This is a genomic window from Sphingosinicella ginsenosidimutans (genome assembly GCF_007995055.1).
Lineage (GTDB): Bacteria > Pseudomonadota > Alphaproteobacteria > Sphingomonadales > Sphingomonadaceae > Allosphingosinicella > Allosphingosinicella ginsenosidimutans.
Window position 1 is genome coordinate 1,323,538 of record NZ_VOQQ01000001.1, and the last position, 14,941, is coordinate 1,338,478.

Annotated in this window: 16 protein-coding genes; 10 read left to right on the forward strand and 6 right to left on the reverse strand. The window is 68.0% G+C overall.

The genetic code is table 11. The features are described 5' to 3' along the window. The first annotated feature begins 12 nt into the window (after positions 1–12). From FRZ32_RS06620 to FRZ32_RS06645, 6 genes are all read left to right on the forward strand, one after another. Positions 13–579 carry a cob(I)yrinic acid a,c-diamide adenosyltransferase gene (locus tag FRZ32_RS06620; protein WP_147042772.1) on the forward strand — a complete coding sequence of 189 codons (567 nt, stop codon included), beginning with the start codon at positions 13–15 and terminating at the stop codon, positions 577–579. 63 nt (positions 580–642) lie between these two features. After that, a complete protein-coding gene (gene egtB, locus FRZ32_RS06625) occupies positions 643–1,908 on the forward strand; it encodes an ergothioneine biosynthesis protein EgtB (protein ID WP_147042773.1) in 1,266 nt (421 codons plus the stop codon). Beyond that, a complete protein-coding gene (gene egtD, locus FRZ32_RS06630) occupies positions 1,908–2,873 on the forward strand; it encodes an L-histidine N(alpha)-methyltransferase (protein ID WP_147042774.1) in 966 nt (321 codons plus the stop codon). Before egtB ends, egtD begins: the two co-directional genes overlap by 1 nt. A 75-nt stretch (positions 2,874–2,948) precedes the next feature. After that, positions 2,949–3,251, forward strand: a complete 303-nt coding sequence (locus FRZ32_RS06635) for a YggT family protein (protein ID WP_147044366.1) — start codon at positions 2,949–2,951, stop codon at positions 3,249–3,251. 10 nt (positions 3,252–3,261) lie between these two features. Further along, positions 3,262–4,149, forward strand: coding sequence for a bifunctional methylenetetrahydrofolate dehydrogenase/methenyltetrahydrofolate cyclohydrolase FolD (folD, locus tag FRZ32_RS06640; protein WP_424141285.1), 888 nt, complete (start codon positions 3,262–3,264; stop codon positions 4,147–4,149). Beyond that, positions 4,146–4,763: a MarC family protein gene (locus tag FRZ32_RS06645; protein WP_147042775.1), complete on the forward strand. Its 618-nt coding sequence runs from the start codon at positions 4,146–4,148 to the stop codon at positions 4,761–4,763. Before folD ends, FRZ32_RS06645 begins: the two co-directional genes overlap by 4 nt. Here FRZ32_RS06645 and FRZ32_RS06650 read toward each other — a convergent pair. Continuing rightward, complete coding sequence (locus FRZ32_RS06650) at positions 4,756–6,537, reverse strand: AcrB/AcrD/AcrF family protein (RefSeq protein ID WP_147042776.1); 1,782 nt, start codon at positions 6,535–6,537, stop codon at positions 4,756–4,758. The two genes, FRZ32_RS06645 and FRZ32_RS06650, sit on opposite strands and share 8 nt — an antisense overlap. 73 nt (positions 6,538–6,610) lie before the next feature. On the opposite strand from FRZ32_RS06650, the gene FRZ32_RS06655 reads away from it, so the two are divergent. Continuing rightward, positions 6,611–7,015, forward strand: coding sequence for a GtrA family protein (locus FRZ32_RS06655; RefSeq protein WP_147042777.1), 405 nt, complete (start codon positions 6,611–6,613; stop codon positions 7,013–7,015). After that, positions 7,015–7,743, forward strand: coding sequence for a class I SAM-dependent methyltransferase (locus FRZ32_RS06660; RefSeq protein ID WP_147042778.1), 729 nt, complete (start codon positions 7,015–7,017; stop codon positions 7,741–7,743). Before FRZ32_RS06655 ends, FRZ32_RS06660 begins: the two co-directional genes overlap by 1 nt. Here FRZ32_RS06660 and FRZ32_RS06665 read toward each other — a convergent pair. The 5 genes from FRZ32_RS06665 to FRZ32_RS06685 all read right to left on the reverse strand — a co-directional run bounded on the left by FRZ32_RS06665 (position 7,677) and on the right by FRZ32_RS06685 (position 13,405). Continuing rightward, positions 7,677–8,708, reverse strand: a complete 1,032-nt coding sequence (locus tag FRZ32_RS06665; RefSeq protein ID WP_147042779.1) for a glycosyltransferase family 2 protein — start codon at positions 8,706–8,708, stop codon at positions 7,677–7,679. The two genes, FRZ32_RS06660 and FRZ32_RS06665, sit on opposite strands and share 67 nt — an antisense overlap. Next, entirely contained in the window at positions 8,705–10,267 is a 1,563-nt protein-coding gene (locus tag FRZ32_RS06670) for a hypothetical protein (RefSeq protein WP_147042780.1), read from the reverse strand. The genes FRZ32_RS06665 and FRZ32_RS06670 overlap by 4 nt, the downstream gene beginning before the upstream one ends. A 103-nt stretch (positions 10,268–10,370) precedes the next feature. Then, a complete protein-coding gene (locus FRZ32_RS06675; protein ID WP_147042781.1) occupies positions 10,371–11,630 on the reverse strand; it encodes an SAM-dependent methyltransferase in 1,260 nt (419 codons plus the stop codon). A gap of 45 nt (positions 11,631–11,675) precedes the next feature. Beyond that, positions 11,676–12,863 (reverse strand): dual-specificity RNA methyltransferase RlmN, encoded by a 1,188-nt coding sequence (rlmN, locus tag FRZ32_RS06680; RefSeq protein ID WP_147044368.1) that lies wholly within the window; start codon positions 12,861–12,863, stop codon positions 11,676–11,678. A gap of 62 nt (positions 12,864–12,925) precedes the next feature. Further along, on the reverse strand, positions 12,926–13,405 hold the full coding sequence (locus FRZ32_RS06685) for a hypothetical protein (RefSeq protein ID WP_243445212.1): 480 nt from the start codon (positions 13,403–13,405) through the stop codon (positions 12,926–12,928). Positions 13,406–13,562: 157 nt separating this feature from the next. On the opposite strand from FRZ32_RS06685, the gene FRZ32_RS06690 reads away from it, so the two are divergent. Further along, positions 13,563–14,141, forward strand: coding sequence for an outer membrane protein (locus FRZ32_RS06690; protein WP_147042782.1), 579 nt, complete (start codon positions 13,563–13,565; stop codon positions 14,139–14,141). 253 nt (positions 14,142–14,394) lie between these two features. Continuing rightward, positions 14,395–14,910 carry an outer membrane protein gene (locus FRZ32_RS06695; RefSeq protein WP_147042783.1) on the forward strand — a complete coding sequence of 172 codons (516 nt, stop codon included), beginning with the start codon at positions 14,395–14,397 and terminating at the stop codon, positions 14,908–14,910. Positions 14,911–14,941 lie beyond the last annotated feature (31 nt).

Here is a 14,941-nt window from a genome sequence, read left to right on the forward strand (position 1 = left end):
GGGCGCCGGGGCGTGGTCAGGCTCAACAAGATCTACACGCGCACCGGCGATGCCGGGCAGACCGGGCTCGTCGACGGCTCACGCGTCGCCAAGGACGATCCGCGCATGGCCGCGATCGGCGATGTCGACGAGGCGAATTGCGCGATCGGGCTTGCCGTCGCCGCGCTCGCCGATCCCGAGGCGAAGGCGATGCTTTCGCGAATCCAGAACGAATTGTTCGATCTCGGCGCCGATCTCGCCACCCCCGGCGAGACGTTCGAGCCGGATGAGATGAAGCTGCGCATCGTGGCGCCGCAGATCGAGCGGCTGGAGCGCGAGATCGACCGGATGAACGGGGATATCGAGCCGCTCCGCAGCTTCATCCTGCCCGGCGGCGCGAACGGAGCGGCCGAGCTCCATTTCGCCCGCGCCGTCGTGCGGCGGGCCGAGCGGACCGCGGTCGCGGCGGCACGCGAGGTGGCGCTGAACCCGCTCGCCCTCGTCTATCTCAATCGCCTGTCGGACCATTTGTTCGTCGCCGCGCGTTGGATCGCACGGGATGCGGGCGACATCCTGTGGCAGCCGGGCGCGACCCGTTAGGGCGAATTTTCGTTCCACATTTGTTCGGCAAATGCTAGGGACTCCGCAGCGGGAGACCGAAAGATGGCGACAGTCGCGCGGCGCGAACGGGCGCTGGACCTGACCGAACGGTTCGAGGCGGTCCGCGGGTTGAGCCGGGCGCTCGCCGCGCCTCTCTCGGATGCCGATGCCACGCTTCAGCCGATGCCGGACGCGTCGCCCGCCAAATGGCATCTCGCCCACACGACCTGGTTTTTCGAGACCTTCGTGCTGCGCGATTTCGTCGCCGGCTACCGGCCTCACGACGAACGCTGGGCCTATCTTTTCAATTCCTATTATGAGGGCGAAGGCGAGCGCCATGACCGCGCGCGCCGTGGCATGTTGAGCCGTCCATCGCTGGACGAGGTGCTCGGCTGGAGACGCGCGGTCGACGACGCCGTTCTCGGTGCGATCGACACGCTTGCGCCGCCGGCGCTCGGCCTGCTCGAGCTCGGCCTCCACCACGAGCAGCAGCACCAGGAGCTGATGCTCATGGACATGAAGGCGGCCTTCTTCGAAAATCCGCTGCGGCCGGCGATCTGGGAGGCCGAGGCGTCGCGGCCCGTGCGCGTGCCGGACGGTCCGCGCTGGACGATCGACGAACCGGGGCTCGTCGAGATCGGTCATGCGGGCGCCGACTTCGCCTTCGACAGCGAGACGCCGCGCCACAAGACCTATGTCGGCCGCTTCGCCCTTGCCGATCGGCCGGTGACCAATGCCGATTGGATCGCGTTCATCGCCGACGGGGGCTATGGCGATCCGCTGCTCTGGTTGTCCGACGGCTGGGCGTGGGCGGCGCGGGAAACGATCGGCGCGCCGCTCTACTGGATCGCCGAGGACGGCGGCTGGTCGCGCTTCGGCCTTGACGGCGTGCGGCCGATCGATCCGGCCGCGCCGGTCTGCCACATCAGCTATTACGAGGCCGACGCTTATGCGCGCTGGGCCGGCGCGCGGCTGCCGACCGAGGCCGAATGGGAGCATCATGGCGCGCGCTGCGATCCGGCATCGGGGCATCAGCTCGATAGCGCCGGCCCGGTCGCGCCGCGCCCCGCGCCGGACGGGCCGGGCCTGCACGACCTCGTCGGCAATGTGTGGGAATGGACGCAAAGCGCCTTCCTTCCCTATCCCGGCTTCACCCCGGCGGAGGGGACGGTCGGCGAATATAACGGCAAGTTCATGAGCGGGCAGATGGTGCTTCGCGGCGGCTGCTGCGCCACGCCGCGCGGCCATCTGCGCGCCACCTACCGCAATTTCTTCTATCCCCATCAGCGCTGGATGTTTTCCGGGCTGAGACTTGCGAAGGACGCTTGATGGATGCGCCCCGGGTGGCTCTCGCCGCCGATCCCGCCTTCCGGGCCGATGTGCTCGCCGGCCTCGCCGCGCCGATCCGGGCGGTGCCGGCGCGCTGGCTCTACGATCATCGCGGATCGCAATTGTTCGAAGAGATCACGCGCCTCCCGGAATATTATCCGACGCGGACGGAAACCGCCTTGCTGGAGGCCAACAGCGCGGAAATGGCGGCGCTCGCGGCCTCCGACGCGGCGATCGTCGAGTTCGGATCGGGTTCATCCGCCAAGACGCCGATCCTGCTTCGCGCGGTGCGGCCCCGGGCCTATGTGCCGATCGACATCAGCGGCGATTTCCTTCGCGAATCCGCAGAGTCGCTGCGGGCGGAATTTCCCGATCTCCCGGTCCTGCCGGTCGAGGCCAATTTCATGGATCCGATCGCGCTTCCGGGTTCGATCGCCGGGCTCCCACGGCTCGGTTTCTTTCCGGGATCGACGATCGGCAACATGGTGGCGCGCACCGCCGTCGATCTGCTGCGCGCGATGAAGGACACGCTCGGCGAGGGATCGCGGCTGCTGATCGGGATGGACCGGATCAAGGACGTCGAGGTGCTTCGCGCGGCTTATGACGACGCCGCCGGCGTCACGGCGGCGTTCAACCTCAACCTGCTCCACCGGATCAATGCCGAGCTCGACGCCGACATTCCCGTCGATGCCTTCCGCCACCGGGCGATCTGGAACGACGACCTCAGCCGGATCGAGATGCATCTGGAAGCGACGCGCGACGTCGTGTTTTCAGTCTCCGGCACCACGTTCGCCATGCGGGCGGGCGAGACGATCCACACCGAGAACAGCCACAAATACGGCCATCGCGACAGCCGCCTCCTGCTCCGCGCCGCCGGCTGGGGGGTGATCCGCGAATGGACGGATCCGAAGCAGTGGTTCTCGATCCTGCTCGCCGAAGCGGAGCCGCCACGCTTCGCGCCCTAGCCGGTCCCGGCGGCGCCATTGCCGCTGCGCCGCGGCGTCGCTACATCGGCGGCGAGCTTCCTTCCGGAGACCCAGATGCTGCTTGCGCTGATCCAGATCGTCAATCTGCTGCTGACGGTCGCCATCTATATCATCGTGGCGCAGGCGATCCTGTCCTGGCTGGTGGCATTCAACGTCATCAACACGCACAACGATTTCGTCCGCGCCTTCCTCAACGCGCTGGATCGCATCACCGCGCCGATCTACCGACCGATCCGCCGGATCCTGCCCGATTTCGGCGGCCTCGATTTCTCGCCCATGGTCGTGATCCTGATCATCTTCATGCTGCAGACGCTGCTTGGCGGGGTCGCGCGCGATCTCATCCTGTCCGGTTATTGAGGGCAGGACCGTGAGCGGGGCGATCATCGACGGCAAGGCCTTCGCGGCGGGCCTTCGCGAGCGCGTGGCGGCCGCGGTGCCCACCTTCGTTGAAGCGGCTGGCCGGCCGCCGGGCCTCGCGGTCGTTCTTGTCGGCGAGGATCCGGCGAGCCAGGTCTATGTGCGCTCCAAGGGCAAGGCGACGATCGCGGCGGGCATGGCGAGCTTCGAGCATCGCCTGCCGGTCGAGACATCCCAGGCCGAGCTGATCGATCTCGTCGCGCGGCTCAATGCGGACGATGCGGTGGACGGCATCCTCGTCCAGCTGCCCCTGCCGCCGCAGATCGACGAGGGCGCGGTGATCGACGCCATCGATCCTGCGAAGGATGTCGACGGCTTCCACATCGCGAATGCGGGACGGCTCGCCACCGGCCTTCCTGGCTTCGTCCCCTGCACGCCGCTCGGCTGCCTGATGCTGCTCAAGGGCCGGCTCGGCGAGCTTGCCGGGCTCGACGCGGTGGTCATCGGGCGATCGAACATCGTCGGCAAGCCGATGGCCCGGCTGCTGCTCAACGAAAGCTGCACCGTCACGGTCGCCCATAGCCGCACCCGGGACCTGCCGTCGCTGGTGCGCCGCGCCGATATCGTCGTGGCGGCGGCGGGCCGGCCCGAAATGGTCAAGGGCGACTGGCTGAAGCCCGGCGCGACCGTGATCGACGTCGGCATCAACCGGATCGACGCCGGCGAGGGCAAGACCAGGCTCGTCGGCGATGTGGACTTCGCCTCGGCCGTCGAGGTGGCGGGCGCGATTACGCCGGTGCCGGGCGGCGTCGGGCCGATGACGATCGCGGTGCTGCTGCGCAATACCCTCGTCGCCGCGCATATCCGCGCGGGCCTTGTGCCGCCGGCGGGCCTGTGAGCGCGCTCTTCGCCTCGGCCTTCGTCACCTTCCTGCTGGTCATCGACCCGCCGGGCTGCGCGCCGATCTTCGCCGGCCTCACCCGCGGCGCGACCGGCGCCCATCGTCGCACGATGGCGATCCGCGCCGTGCTGGTCGCGAGCGCGATCCTGCTCTTCTTCGCCCTGCTCGGCGAGGATCTGCTGCGTGCGCTCGGAATCTCGCTCTCCGCCTTCCGCATCGCGGGCGGGATCATGCTGTTCCTGATCGCGGTCGACATGGTGTTCGAAAAGCGCACCGAGCGTCGCGAGCACCGGGCCGAGGAGGTGCGCGCCAGCGAGGTCGAGGACATCTCCGTCTTTCCGATGGCGATCCCGATGATCGCCGGCCCCGGATCGATCGCCTCGGTGATGCTGCTGACGGCCCGCTCCGAGGGCCTGGCCGAAACTCTGGTCGTGCTCGCCGCGCTCGCGGCGACGATGGTGCTGACGCTCTTCGCATTGCTTGCGGCGGCGCCGCTGATGAAGCTGCTCGGCCGGAAGACCGAGGCGATGATCACCCGCGTCCTCGGCGTCCTGCTCGCCGCGCTCGCCGTCCAGTTCGTGCTGGACGGCCTCCACCGCACCTTCAGCTGACCACGCGCCACATCCGGTAGGGCGATCCGGCCGGGAGCGCGACCGGCGCGAGCCAAGCCGGCACCTTGCCGCTGGCGAGCTGGGCATAGAAACCGCCCGGCGCCTCCGCCCGGTAGATGGTGGATTCGGACATGTTCGGGCAGATGAGCACGTAATCGACGTGATAGCGCGCGATCGTCTCGCGGGCGTGGTCGGCGCTGCCGCGCCAGGCGAGCATGACGTCGATGATCTGGCGGGCATTGCGGTGGTAGGGGCCCGCAATGGCATCGTGCGGCGTGACGGTGATGAGCCGCGGGCCGAGATCGACGAAGGTCAGCACGAGGCCCGGCGGCTGCATCGCCACCGGCCGAAGCGCGGCCAGCGTCGGGCACTGGCCGTTGGCGAGATTGACCGAGCGGCGATAGGCGTCGGGCTTGTCGGGAAAGAGCGTCGTCAGATAGGCCGTGGCGAGGCCGGAGACGAGCAGGAAGGCGGCGGCGACGCCGATCACGCGGGCGAGCATCCAGTTGCGCCGCAGCAGCCAGCCGAGCAGCGCCCAGGCGAGTCCCGCCGCGCCGGGAATGGCGAGCACCTGGGCGGCCGGCCCGGCGCGCGTCTGCCAGAACAGGAGCGCGAGCGCGGTCATCGCGACCGCTGCGATCGAGGCCCAGGCGATCAGGCGGGGCGCATCCCGCCGGTTCGTCCACAGCATCAGCCCGTAGCCGATGACCCCGAAGGCCGGGAGCGAGAGGATGAGCACGGCGGTGCGCACGCCGTGGCGATAGACCGGCATCGCCTCGCGCACCTTGCTCAGCCACAGGCGATCGAGCAGCGGCGTCGAATGTTCGAGGCGGCCGAGGCAATCGGGCCAGGTCAGCGCGAAGGCGGCGGCGATCAGCGCGCCGGCGACCGCCGCGAGGCCGAAGCGCGCGGCGCGCGCGCGCGGCCCGATCGCGGCCAGCGCGACCGCAGCGGCGCCGGCGACCAGCATGGCCGAAAGCCAGACCGGCGAGAGCGCGTCGCACATCGGCCGCGTGTTGGAATAGGAGGTGAAGAGGAGATAGCCGATCGCGCAGCCGCCGGCGAGGCTGGCGCCATAGGCCGCAAGGCGCGGCGCTTCCTCGCGCGCCCATACCCAGCGCAGCGCGATCGCGGCGCCGGCGACCGCGAGATAGGGGAGCATTTCGAGCCCGATCACCAGCGACAGCGCCGCCGCGATCCCGGCGATCAGGCCGCCCCGTGCCGCCTTGTCGTCGGCGAGCCCGGCGACGGTGAGCGCGAGGGTCGCAAGCTGCCAGCCGTGATGATCGATCCTGAGCGGCGTCCACATGCTGAGCGCGGTCGGCGAGCACAGCACGAGAGCGACCGCGATCGGATAGGCGTAAGGCGCGATCAGCCGCCGCGTCGCCGCCGCGAGCGCTGCCATCACGACCAGCATCGGCAGCATCGGCGCGACCGCGACCGCGACCTGTTCGGCATTGCGGCCGCCGAGGAGCGGGGCGAACAGGAGCTTCAGTCCGGCGATCGGCAGGTCGACGAGCCGCGACCAGTGGATGTCCGCGCCGTAAGGCGGGTCCATCCGATATTGGCGAAGATCGTACCAGCCCTGGCCGTTCAAGAGGGCGCGGACCTGCATGATCCGCATATTGTCGTCGGTGTCGCCAAGCGCGAAGCTGCGGATCGCGCCCCAGCGGTCGAACAGCAGATAGGCGCAGGCTGCGATCCAGACGATCAGCACGATCAGGCGCCAGCGGCGCTCGACAAGATCCCTGACTGTGTCCGGTCCCTGCGCCATCGCCGCCTTCTTCGCTTTTCAATGCCTCGCGAGGGCATTAGTCGCTCGTTGGCAAAGGGCAAGCGACGGACCGATGAACTTTCCGACACGTTATGGTGAAATGGCGCTGCAACTGGTGCGCTTCGGGCTCGCCGGCGTGCTGCTCACCTTGCTGGTCGCCGGCGGCTACTGGATCGTCGCCACGGTGCTTCACGTCGAACCGATGATCGCCTTCACGCTCAACTTCCTCGTCTTCACCGGCCTCGGCTATGTCCTGCACAGCCGGTTCAGCTTCCGCGGCCACGGCGCGCGCGACAAGGCCGCGCAGCGCACCGCCCGCTTCTTCATGGTGAACACGCTCGGCTTCCTCACCAGCCAGTTCTTCATCTGGCTGCTGGTCAAGGAGCTTGGCGGGCCGGTCTGGTGGTCGCTGATCCCGATCGTCTTCGTGACGCCGCTGCTCACCTTCTCGCTCAATCGCTGGTGGGTGTTCGCCTGATGGAACGGATCGTCTACGATCGGATGGCCGAACTGGACGAGCGCCACTGGTGGTATCGCGCCAGGCGCGAAATCCTCGCCGATCTCATCCGGCGCCGGATCGAATTGCCGCAGGATGCGAAGATCCTCGAAATCGGCTGCGGCACCGGCCACAATCTCGAGATGCTGGGCCGGTTCGGCACGGTCGACGCGATCGAGATCGACGATGCGGCGCGCGAGGTCGCGGCCCGCCGGCTCGGCCGCCCGGTGATGAAGGCGCCGCTGCCGCGGCTCACGGGCGTCCCCGAGCGCGCCTATGATCTGGTCGCGATCCTCGACGTGCTCGAACATGTCGAGGGCGATCGCGCGGCGCTCGCGGCGATGGCGACGAAGCTGCGCCCCGGCGGCCATATCCTGATCACCGTGCCCGCCCATCCTTGGATGTGGAGCGCCCACGACGTCGTGAACCATCACCAGCGCCGCTACACCCGGCGGACGCTGCGCGCGGCGGTCGAATCGGCCGGGTTGAAGATCGAGATGATGGGCTGGTTCAACAGCCTCCTTTTCCCGCTCGCCGCAGGGGCGCGAATCGCGGGGCGCCTCACCGGCAAGGAGGACAGCGACGACAGGCTGCCGCCGGCGCCGGTCAATGCGCTGTTCGAGCGGGTGTTCGGCCTTGAACGCTATTTCCTCGGGCGATTGCCCTTGCCGCCCGGGGTCTCGCTCGCGGCGATCGTCTCGGCGCCCTGAGCGACGTGGCCCAGCCGGGCGGCGCCTTCGGCCCGGCCAGCGATCTCGGCAACGATGTAGAGCGGCCGCCGCTTCGATTCCATGTAGAGCCGCCCCAGATACTCGCCGATCATGCCGAGCACGAACATCTGCACCGCGCCGAGGATGACGACGACGAGCATCAGCGAGGTCCAGCCCTGGATCGCGGTCCCGGTGAAAAAGCCGATCGCGATATAGGCGAGGAGCAGCGCCGAGGCGGCGACCAGCCACAGGCCGATATGGCTCGCGAACCGCAGCGGCGCCGTCGAGAATCCGGTCACGGCGTCGAGTGCGAAGCGGATCATCTTGGCGAGCGGATATTTGGTCTCGCCTGCCAGTCGCTCGGCGCGGTCGTAGACGATCGGCACCTGCCGGAAGCCGATCCAGGCGACCATGCCGCGGATGAAGCGTGCCTGCTCCGGCAGGGCGAGCAGCGCATCGAGCGCGCGCCGGCTCATCAGCCGGAAATCGCCGGTATCGACGGGGATCTCGATTTCCGCGAGCCGGGAGAGGACGCGGTAGAAGAGCTTGGCCGAACCGAGCTTGAACGCGGTCTCCCCGGCGCGGGCGCGGCGGACGGCATAGACGACATCGGCCTGCTGCCGGTCCATCTCGGCCATCATGTCGGGGAGCAGTTCCGGCGGGTCCTGAAGATCCGCGTCGATGATGAGGATGCGCTCGCCGGCGCACAGATCGAGCCCGGCGGTGAGCGCGAGCTGATGGCCGTGATTGCGCGAGAGGTTGATCGCGACGAGCCGCGGATCGGCCGCCGCGAGCGCCTGCATGATCGTCCAGGTCCGGTCGCGCGAGCCGTCATTGACGAGGATGATCTCATAGGCCCCGGGCGCGACCGCGCCGGCGGCGGCGGACAGCCGCGCGTGAAGCTGCTCGAGGCAGGCTTCCTCGTTGTAGCAGGGCACGACGATCGAGAGCGTTGGGCGCGTCATCCACGGTCCTTCGGGCCCGCCAGGGGCGGCGAGCGATCGACGACCCTATAGAGGACGCTCGATCCGCTGCGCCAGATGGGCCGGAGGCCCTCGGCGAGACGCGGATCATAAGGCGGGGGCTGGATCATCCAGACATAATCGAACGCATCGCGCGGAAATTCGGACAGCGCTTCGCTGACGGTCCGCCAGATCTCGCCGCGGCAGGGGTTGAGGGTGACGATCTGGGTCGGATCGTGGCTGAAGCCGTGGCCGGCCGGATAATCGGTCATCAGCAGCTGGGCCCCCGCCATCGACCATTGATCGTTCGAAAAGGCTTCGCGCCGGACCAGGGCGAGGCCGGGCAGGTGCTCGCGCCGCGACATCGTCCACGGCTGGATGCAGGGCACCCCGACGAAGGAGACGAGGCGCGCGCCCCTGGGCAGATGATCGAGCGCGGCGAGCTCGCGATCATAGTCGCGGTCGTAGAGGTAGAAGCTGATCGTCGTGCCGGCGGTGCGCGCGACGAAGAAGGCGAGACCGGCGAGGGCGAGGGCGCGCTGGGCGCGAAGGCTCATTGCCGGGCGGACGCGAATGGCGAGCACCGGGACCGCCATCATGTAAGGGACGAGCCGCATGTCTGCATAGGCCGAGCCGAACACGATCCGCGGCAGGAGGACGAAGACGAGCAGCAGGAAGAGCGAAGAGGCCGCGAGATTGCGCGAAAATCCGATCTGCCGGTTCCCGATCGCCCCGAGGATCAGCAGAAGCACCAGCGCGAGGGCGGCGAGATCGAACCATTGCCAGCGATCGCGCAGCGCCATGACCAGCCACTGGAACTTCGCCGTCCAGTTGAACCAGTCCCCGGTCGATCCGCTCACCGCGCCGTTGCGCCACAGCAGCATGAGCAGGAAGGGCACTGACAACGACAGGCACTGAATGGCGGCATGAAGGCCGGCGTGGAGGAAGGTCCGGCCCCGGTCGTGCTGCCGCACCAGCTCCGCCGAGAAGGCGAGCACGCCGAGCGTCCCCCAGCCGTAGGTGTGCGCGACCCAGATCGCGATGGAGATCGGGACGAACAGCGCCGCGCGCAGCTTCAGCCGGCCGAGCCGCCCGAGCCTCAGCCACAGCGCGAAGGCGAGGAAGGCGAAGGCCATCGACAAGGCGAAATTGACGAAGCCGAAGATGAGGGGGAAATTGTAGGCGAAGGGGAGGGCGAAGAGCGCGGTCGGCGGCACCCGGCCGTGGACCTCATGCGCCACCCACAAAAATCCGGCGGTCGTCATCGCCGGGATCGCGATCACGATCAGCTTCACGCCGAGCTCCAGCCCGAACAGCTTGGCGAAGGGGACGATCAGCAGGTCGACGCCGAGATTGCCGATCAGCGACCAGCTGAAATCATAATAATGCCGCAGGACGGGGACCTGATCGATATCGAGCTGGACGCGGTAGCGGCCCATATGGCCGGGGAGATCGACGAGCGGGGGAATGTCGGGCCACAGCAGCGGCACCGCGCTCGCGATCACGAGTGCGGCCAGGATGGCCGGATTCGTCCAGAACGGACGCGGCGCGGCGTCCCCCAAAGGTCGGTCTCCCCTGTGCAACCTCGCCGTCCGCGGCCAGCCGCGAAAGCCATCGCCGGACTCGCCGACTCCGCGGCGGCTTTCAACTTAAAAAGCGTTCAGGCTATTCGGCCGCGATCCTGGGCGCCGCCGGCGCCTCCTCAAGCGATCGCAGCCGCGCCTCCGCCTCGAACATATAGTCGCGGGTGATCGGCAACGCCCGCCGGTTGCGGATATACTGGAACTGATAGTTCACCATGCTGGCTTCGCTGAACATCGTCATCGCACCGGCGAGGTAGAACAGCCAGAGCCGGTAGAGCCGTTCGTCGAAGGCGGCGACCACCTCGTTGTGGCGCGCCTTGGTGCGCTCATACCACTCGCGGATCGTGTAGTAATAATGGAGCCGCAGCGTTTCGCAGTCGGAGAGGATCAGCCGCTCCTGCTCGCTCGCGCCGAGCACCTCGGACAGCGCCGGGATATAGCCGCCCGGGAAGATATATTTCTGCGTGAAGCGGTCGGTCGTGCCGGGCTTGCCCATGCGCCCGATCGTGTGCAGCAGGATGACCCCGTCCTCGGCCAGAAGCTCGCGGCACTTGCGGAAGAAGGCGCGGTAGAAGGGCGGGCCGACATGTTCGAACATGCCGACCGAAACGATGCGGTCGAACGTGCCGGTGACGTCGCGATAATCGATCAGCTCGAACTTGACCTTGTCCGCGACCCCGGTGGCCTCCGCCCGGGCCTTGGCGGTCCTGATCTGCTCCTCGGACAGGGTGACGCCGAGCACTTCGACGCCGGCGACCCGGTTCAGGTAGAGCGCCATCCCGCCCCAGCCGCAGCCGATGTCCAGCACCCGCTGACCCGGTTTCAGGTCGAGCTTGGCGGCGATATGCGCCTTCTTGTCGAGCTGCGCCTGCTCCAGGCTGTTAGCCGGATCGGTGTAATAGGCGCAGCTATATTGCATGTCGGCATCGAGGAAGAGCTCATAGAGCGCGTTGCCGATGTCATAATGGTGCGCGACATTCTGCTTCGAACGGCGATGCCAGTTGATCCGGTCGAGCCGGCTTTTGATCGCGCTGCCCTTCTTCAGGAAGCCGGTCTTGCCCGGCCCCTTGTCCTCCCAGCGACCGTTGCGGCGGATGACGAGGACGAGATCGAGGATGTCGCCCTGCTCGAGGATCAGGCGGCCGTCCATATAGGTCTCGGCGGCGCCGAGGCCGGGATCGCGCGCGATCTCGTTCGCGACCTTGCCGTCGGTGAAGCGGACGGTCACCGGATTGAGATCGGGCTCGGGCGCGCCATAGCGCCAGCTCTTGCCCTTTTCATCGATGATGGTGAGTTCGCCGCGCGTAACGAGGCGCTTCAAGCCTTTGTCGAGGAGCCACATGCGCGCGACAATAGCCGAGTCCCCCACGGGCGCAACCGCGGGCGGTCAGTCGGCGAGCGCCGCCTGTTTCTCCTCGGCGATCCGGTCGAGCTCGGCGCGGCTCTTCTTCTCGGCCGCCGACTTGAGCTGGCCGCAGGCGGCCATGATGTCGCGGCCGCGCGGACGGCGCACCGGGGCCGAGATGCCCGCCTCGAACACGATTTCGGAAAAGCGCCGCACCCGCACCTCGTCCGAACATTCGTAAGGCGCGCCGGGCCAGGGGTTGAACGGGATCAGGTTCACCTTTGCGGGCAGCTTGTACTTGCGGATCAGGCGGACCAGTTCGCGCGCATCCTCGTCGCTGTCGTTCTTGTCCTTCAGCATCACATATTCGAAGGTGATGCGCCGGGCATTATTGGCGCCCGGATAGGCGGCGCAGGCGGCGAGCAGCTCGTCGATGCCATATTTGCGGTTCAGCGGGACGATCTCGTCGCGCACTTCCTTGGTCACCGCATGGAGCGAGACGGCGAGGTTGACGCCGATCTCCTCCCCGGCCCGCGCCATCATCGGCACGACGCCCGAGGTCGAAAGGGTGATCCGCCGCCGCGACAGGCCAAGCCCGTCGCCGTCCATCACGATCTTGAGCGCATCGCGGACATTGTCGAAATTGTAGAGCGGCTCGCCCATCCCCATCATCACGATGTTGGAGAGCATCCGCCCGTCCGGCTGCGAAGGCCATTCGCCGAGGCTGTCGCGCGCCAGCATCACCTGGCCGACGATCTCGGCCGGTTCGAGATTGCGGACCAGGCGCATCGTGCCGGTGTGGCAGAAGCGGCAGTTCAGCGTGCAGCCGACCTGGCTCGACACGCACAACGTCCCTCGATCGGCGTCCGGAATGAACACCATCTCATAGTCGTGGCCGTCCGGCGTCTTCAGCAGCCATTTGCGGGTGCCGTCGGTCGACACCTGCTCGACCACCACGTCGGGCCGGCCGACGACGAAGCGCTCGGCGAGCCAGGGGTGCTGCGCCTTGGCGATGTCGGTCATCGCCGCGAAGTCGGTGGCGCCGCGATTGTAGATCCAGTGCCAGATCTGCTTGGCGCGAAGCTTCGCCTGCCGTGCATCGAGCCCGGCGGCCTCAAGCGCTTCGCGAATCTCCGCCTTCGACAGGCCGACAAGATCGATGCGGCCGTCCGCGCGCGCCGTCCGCGCGCGGGGCACGGGCACGGGATCGACATGCCCTGGGATGGGCATCGGGGCGGTCGCGCTGTTCTGCATCGCGCGCATGTAGGCGATCGCGCCCGTCTTTTCCACTCTCAGCGCGCGCGGCAGGCGATGGCCGCGGCATCCATGGCGGTCGCGGCGCCGCGCAGGTGATAGAAATCGCGCACCGTGCGGCCGCCTTCGGCGCGGGTTTCGACGCTCATCTCGATGCCGGTCCGCATCGCGTCGGCGATCTGGGCGTCGGCCGCCGTGTCCGCCGCCCACGCGTCCGCGCCGCGGGCGGCGAGCTGGAAGACGCGGCCGTCGATCCTGAGCAGGACGGCGGAGCCGGCGCGCGCCGGGCGGCTGAGCCGGATCTGGACCTGGCCCGCGATGTGGAGTCCGGGCCAGTGGCCGATCGACGCGAACGGGCGCGCGCCCGCGGCCGACGCCGTCGCCTGGTAGGGCGCAGCGATGGCATAGCAGCGCCGGACGCTCGCAAAGGCGCCCCAGGTGCCGAACGTGCCGAGACTGTGTTGCTGCGCTACAACAGGTCCCGAAAAAAAGCCGGAAAACAGCGGGAAAAGGAACAAAATTGCGGCGAAACGAGCCGTTCGCCTCGCGGCAGGCCCGCCACGGCCCGTCCTGTTTAGCGCCGGTTCAGGCAACCGAAGGCAGGTCCGCGCGCTCGGGAGCAGTCCCGAGGGGCCCGTAAGCAGGGGGTCCATGAATGAAGTCAATGGAGTATTTATGTCCAAGTATCTCGTCGCCATCCTTCTCGCCGGCGCAGTGGCCGCGCCCGCTTACGCCCAGGACGGGTCCACCTTTTCCGGACCGCGGGTGGAAGGCATCGTCGGCTATGACCGTGCCCATGTCGAGGGCGAAAACAGCGATGGCGTGCTCTACGGCGCGCGCGTTGGCTATGATGTCCGCGCCGGTCGGGCCGTGCTCGGCATCGATGGCGAGATCACCGATTCGACCACCGACGAGTGCATCAGCGGGTTCACCGTCGCTGGAGACCGGCTCTGCGCGAATGCGGGTCGCGACCTCTATGTCGGCGGCCGTGTCGGCGCGGTGCTGAGCCGCAATGCGATGATCTACGGCCTCGCCGGCTATACCAACGGGCGGATCACGCTCGATTACAATGACGGCGGAACCGGCGCGGCCAATTTCCACGACGGCCGCAACCTGGATGGCGTGCGCGTCGGCGCCGGAATCCAGTATGCGATCGGCCGCAATGCCTTCGTCAACGCGGAATATCGCTATTCCAATTACGAGGATGGCGTGAGCCGCAATCAGGTGCTGGGCGGCTTCGGCGTCCGCTTCTAAACGGCGGCAAACGTCCAGGGGAGGCCGGGGCGGCATGTCCGCCCCGGCCTTTTTCATGGGCGCGCGCCATCGCTCGTCCGCCGGAATGTCATTTTCGTCGCAGCGTCGAGCGGGTCGCCGGATTCGTCTCACGAGGCTCGAACCGGGCGGCCCGAAGCTGTTTTAGGGCCGCAACACAGGCGCGGCGACGCGCCGTGTTGCAACGATCGATCACCAGCGCCCCGATCCGGGGCCCACAGGCAGGAGACTTTCCATGCGTATGATTTACGCCGCCGCCGCGCTCGTCGCTTTTGCCGCCACCCCGGCCTTCGCCGAGGAATCGCGCCAGCCGTTCGATGGCGGCCATATCGGCGTCGTCGCCGGTTATGATTCGCTTCATGGCGCCGGTGTCACCTCCGACGGCATCGCCTATGGCGTCCAGGGCGGCTATGATTTCCGGCTCGGCGGCGCCGTGCTCGGGCTCGAGGCCGAAGCGGCCGAATCGAGCACCGATCGCGGCCCCGTGGAGGCCGGGCGCGATCTCTACGCGGGCGGCCGCATCGGTGCCGTCGTCGGCGGCCGCGGCCTGCTCTATGCCAAGCTCGGCTACACGAATGCGCGGCTCAGCGCGCCTGGCGCAGGCGTGAATCTGGATGGCATCCGCGCCGGCGCGGGCATCGAATGGATGGTCGGCCGCAACGTCTCGGTCCGCGCGGAATATCGCTATTCCAACTACGAGGACGGTGTGTCGCGCAACCAGGGGATTCTCGGGCTCAGCTATCGCTTCTGATCGGACCGTTTCCGACCTGAAAATCGGGCCG

Bases quoted from the DNA above. Each gene is read 5' to 3' on its own strand.
- egtB (WP_147042773.1), top strand. From the start codon at position 643: ATGGCGACAGTCGCGCGGCGCGAACGGGCGCTGGACCTGACCGAACGG.
- egtD (WP_147042774.1), top strand. From the start codon at position 1,908: ATGGATGCGCCCCGGGTGGCTCTCGCCGCCGATCCCGCCTTCCGGGCC.
- FRZ32_RS06635 (WP_147044366.1), top strand. From the start codon at position 2,949: ATGCTGCTTGCGCTGATCCAGATCGTCAATCTGCTGCTGACGGTCGCC.
- FRZ32_RS06650 (WP_147042776.1), bottom strand. From the start codon at position 6,537: ATGGCGCAGGGACCGGACACAGTCAGGGATCTTGTCGAGCGCCGCTGG.
- FRZ32_RS06655 (WP_147042777.1), top strand. From the start codon at position 6,611: ATGAACTTTCCGACACGTTATGGTGAAATGGCGCTGCAACTGGTGCGC.
- FRZ32_RS06660 (WP_147042778.1), top strand. From the start codon at position 7,015: ATGGAACGGATCGTCTACGATCGGATGGCCGAACTGGACGAGCGCCAC.
- FRZ32_RS06665 (WP_147042779.1), bottom strand. From the start codon at position 8,708: ATGACGCGCCCAACGCTCTCGATCGTCGTGCCCTGCTACAACGAGGAA.
- FRZ32_RS06675 (WP_147042781.1), bottom strand. From the start codon at position 11,630: ATGTGGCTCCTCGACAAAGGCTTGAAGCGCCTCGTTACGCGCGGCGAA.
- rlmN (WP_147044368.1), bottom strand. From the start codon at position 12,863: ATGCCCATCCCAGGGCATGTCGATCCCGTGCCCGTGCCCCGCGCGCGG.
- FRZ32_RS06690 (WP_147042782.1), top strand. From the start codon at position 13,563: ATGTCCAAGTATCTCGTCGCCATCCTTCTCGCCGGCGCAGTGGCCGCG.
- FRZ32_RS06695 (WP_147042783.1), top strand. From the start codon at position 14,395: ATGCGTATGATTTACGCCGCCGCCGCGCTCGTCGCTTTTGCCGCCACC.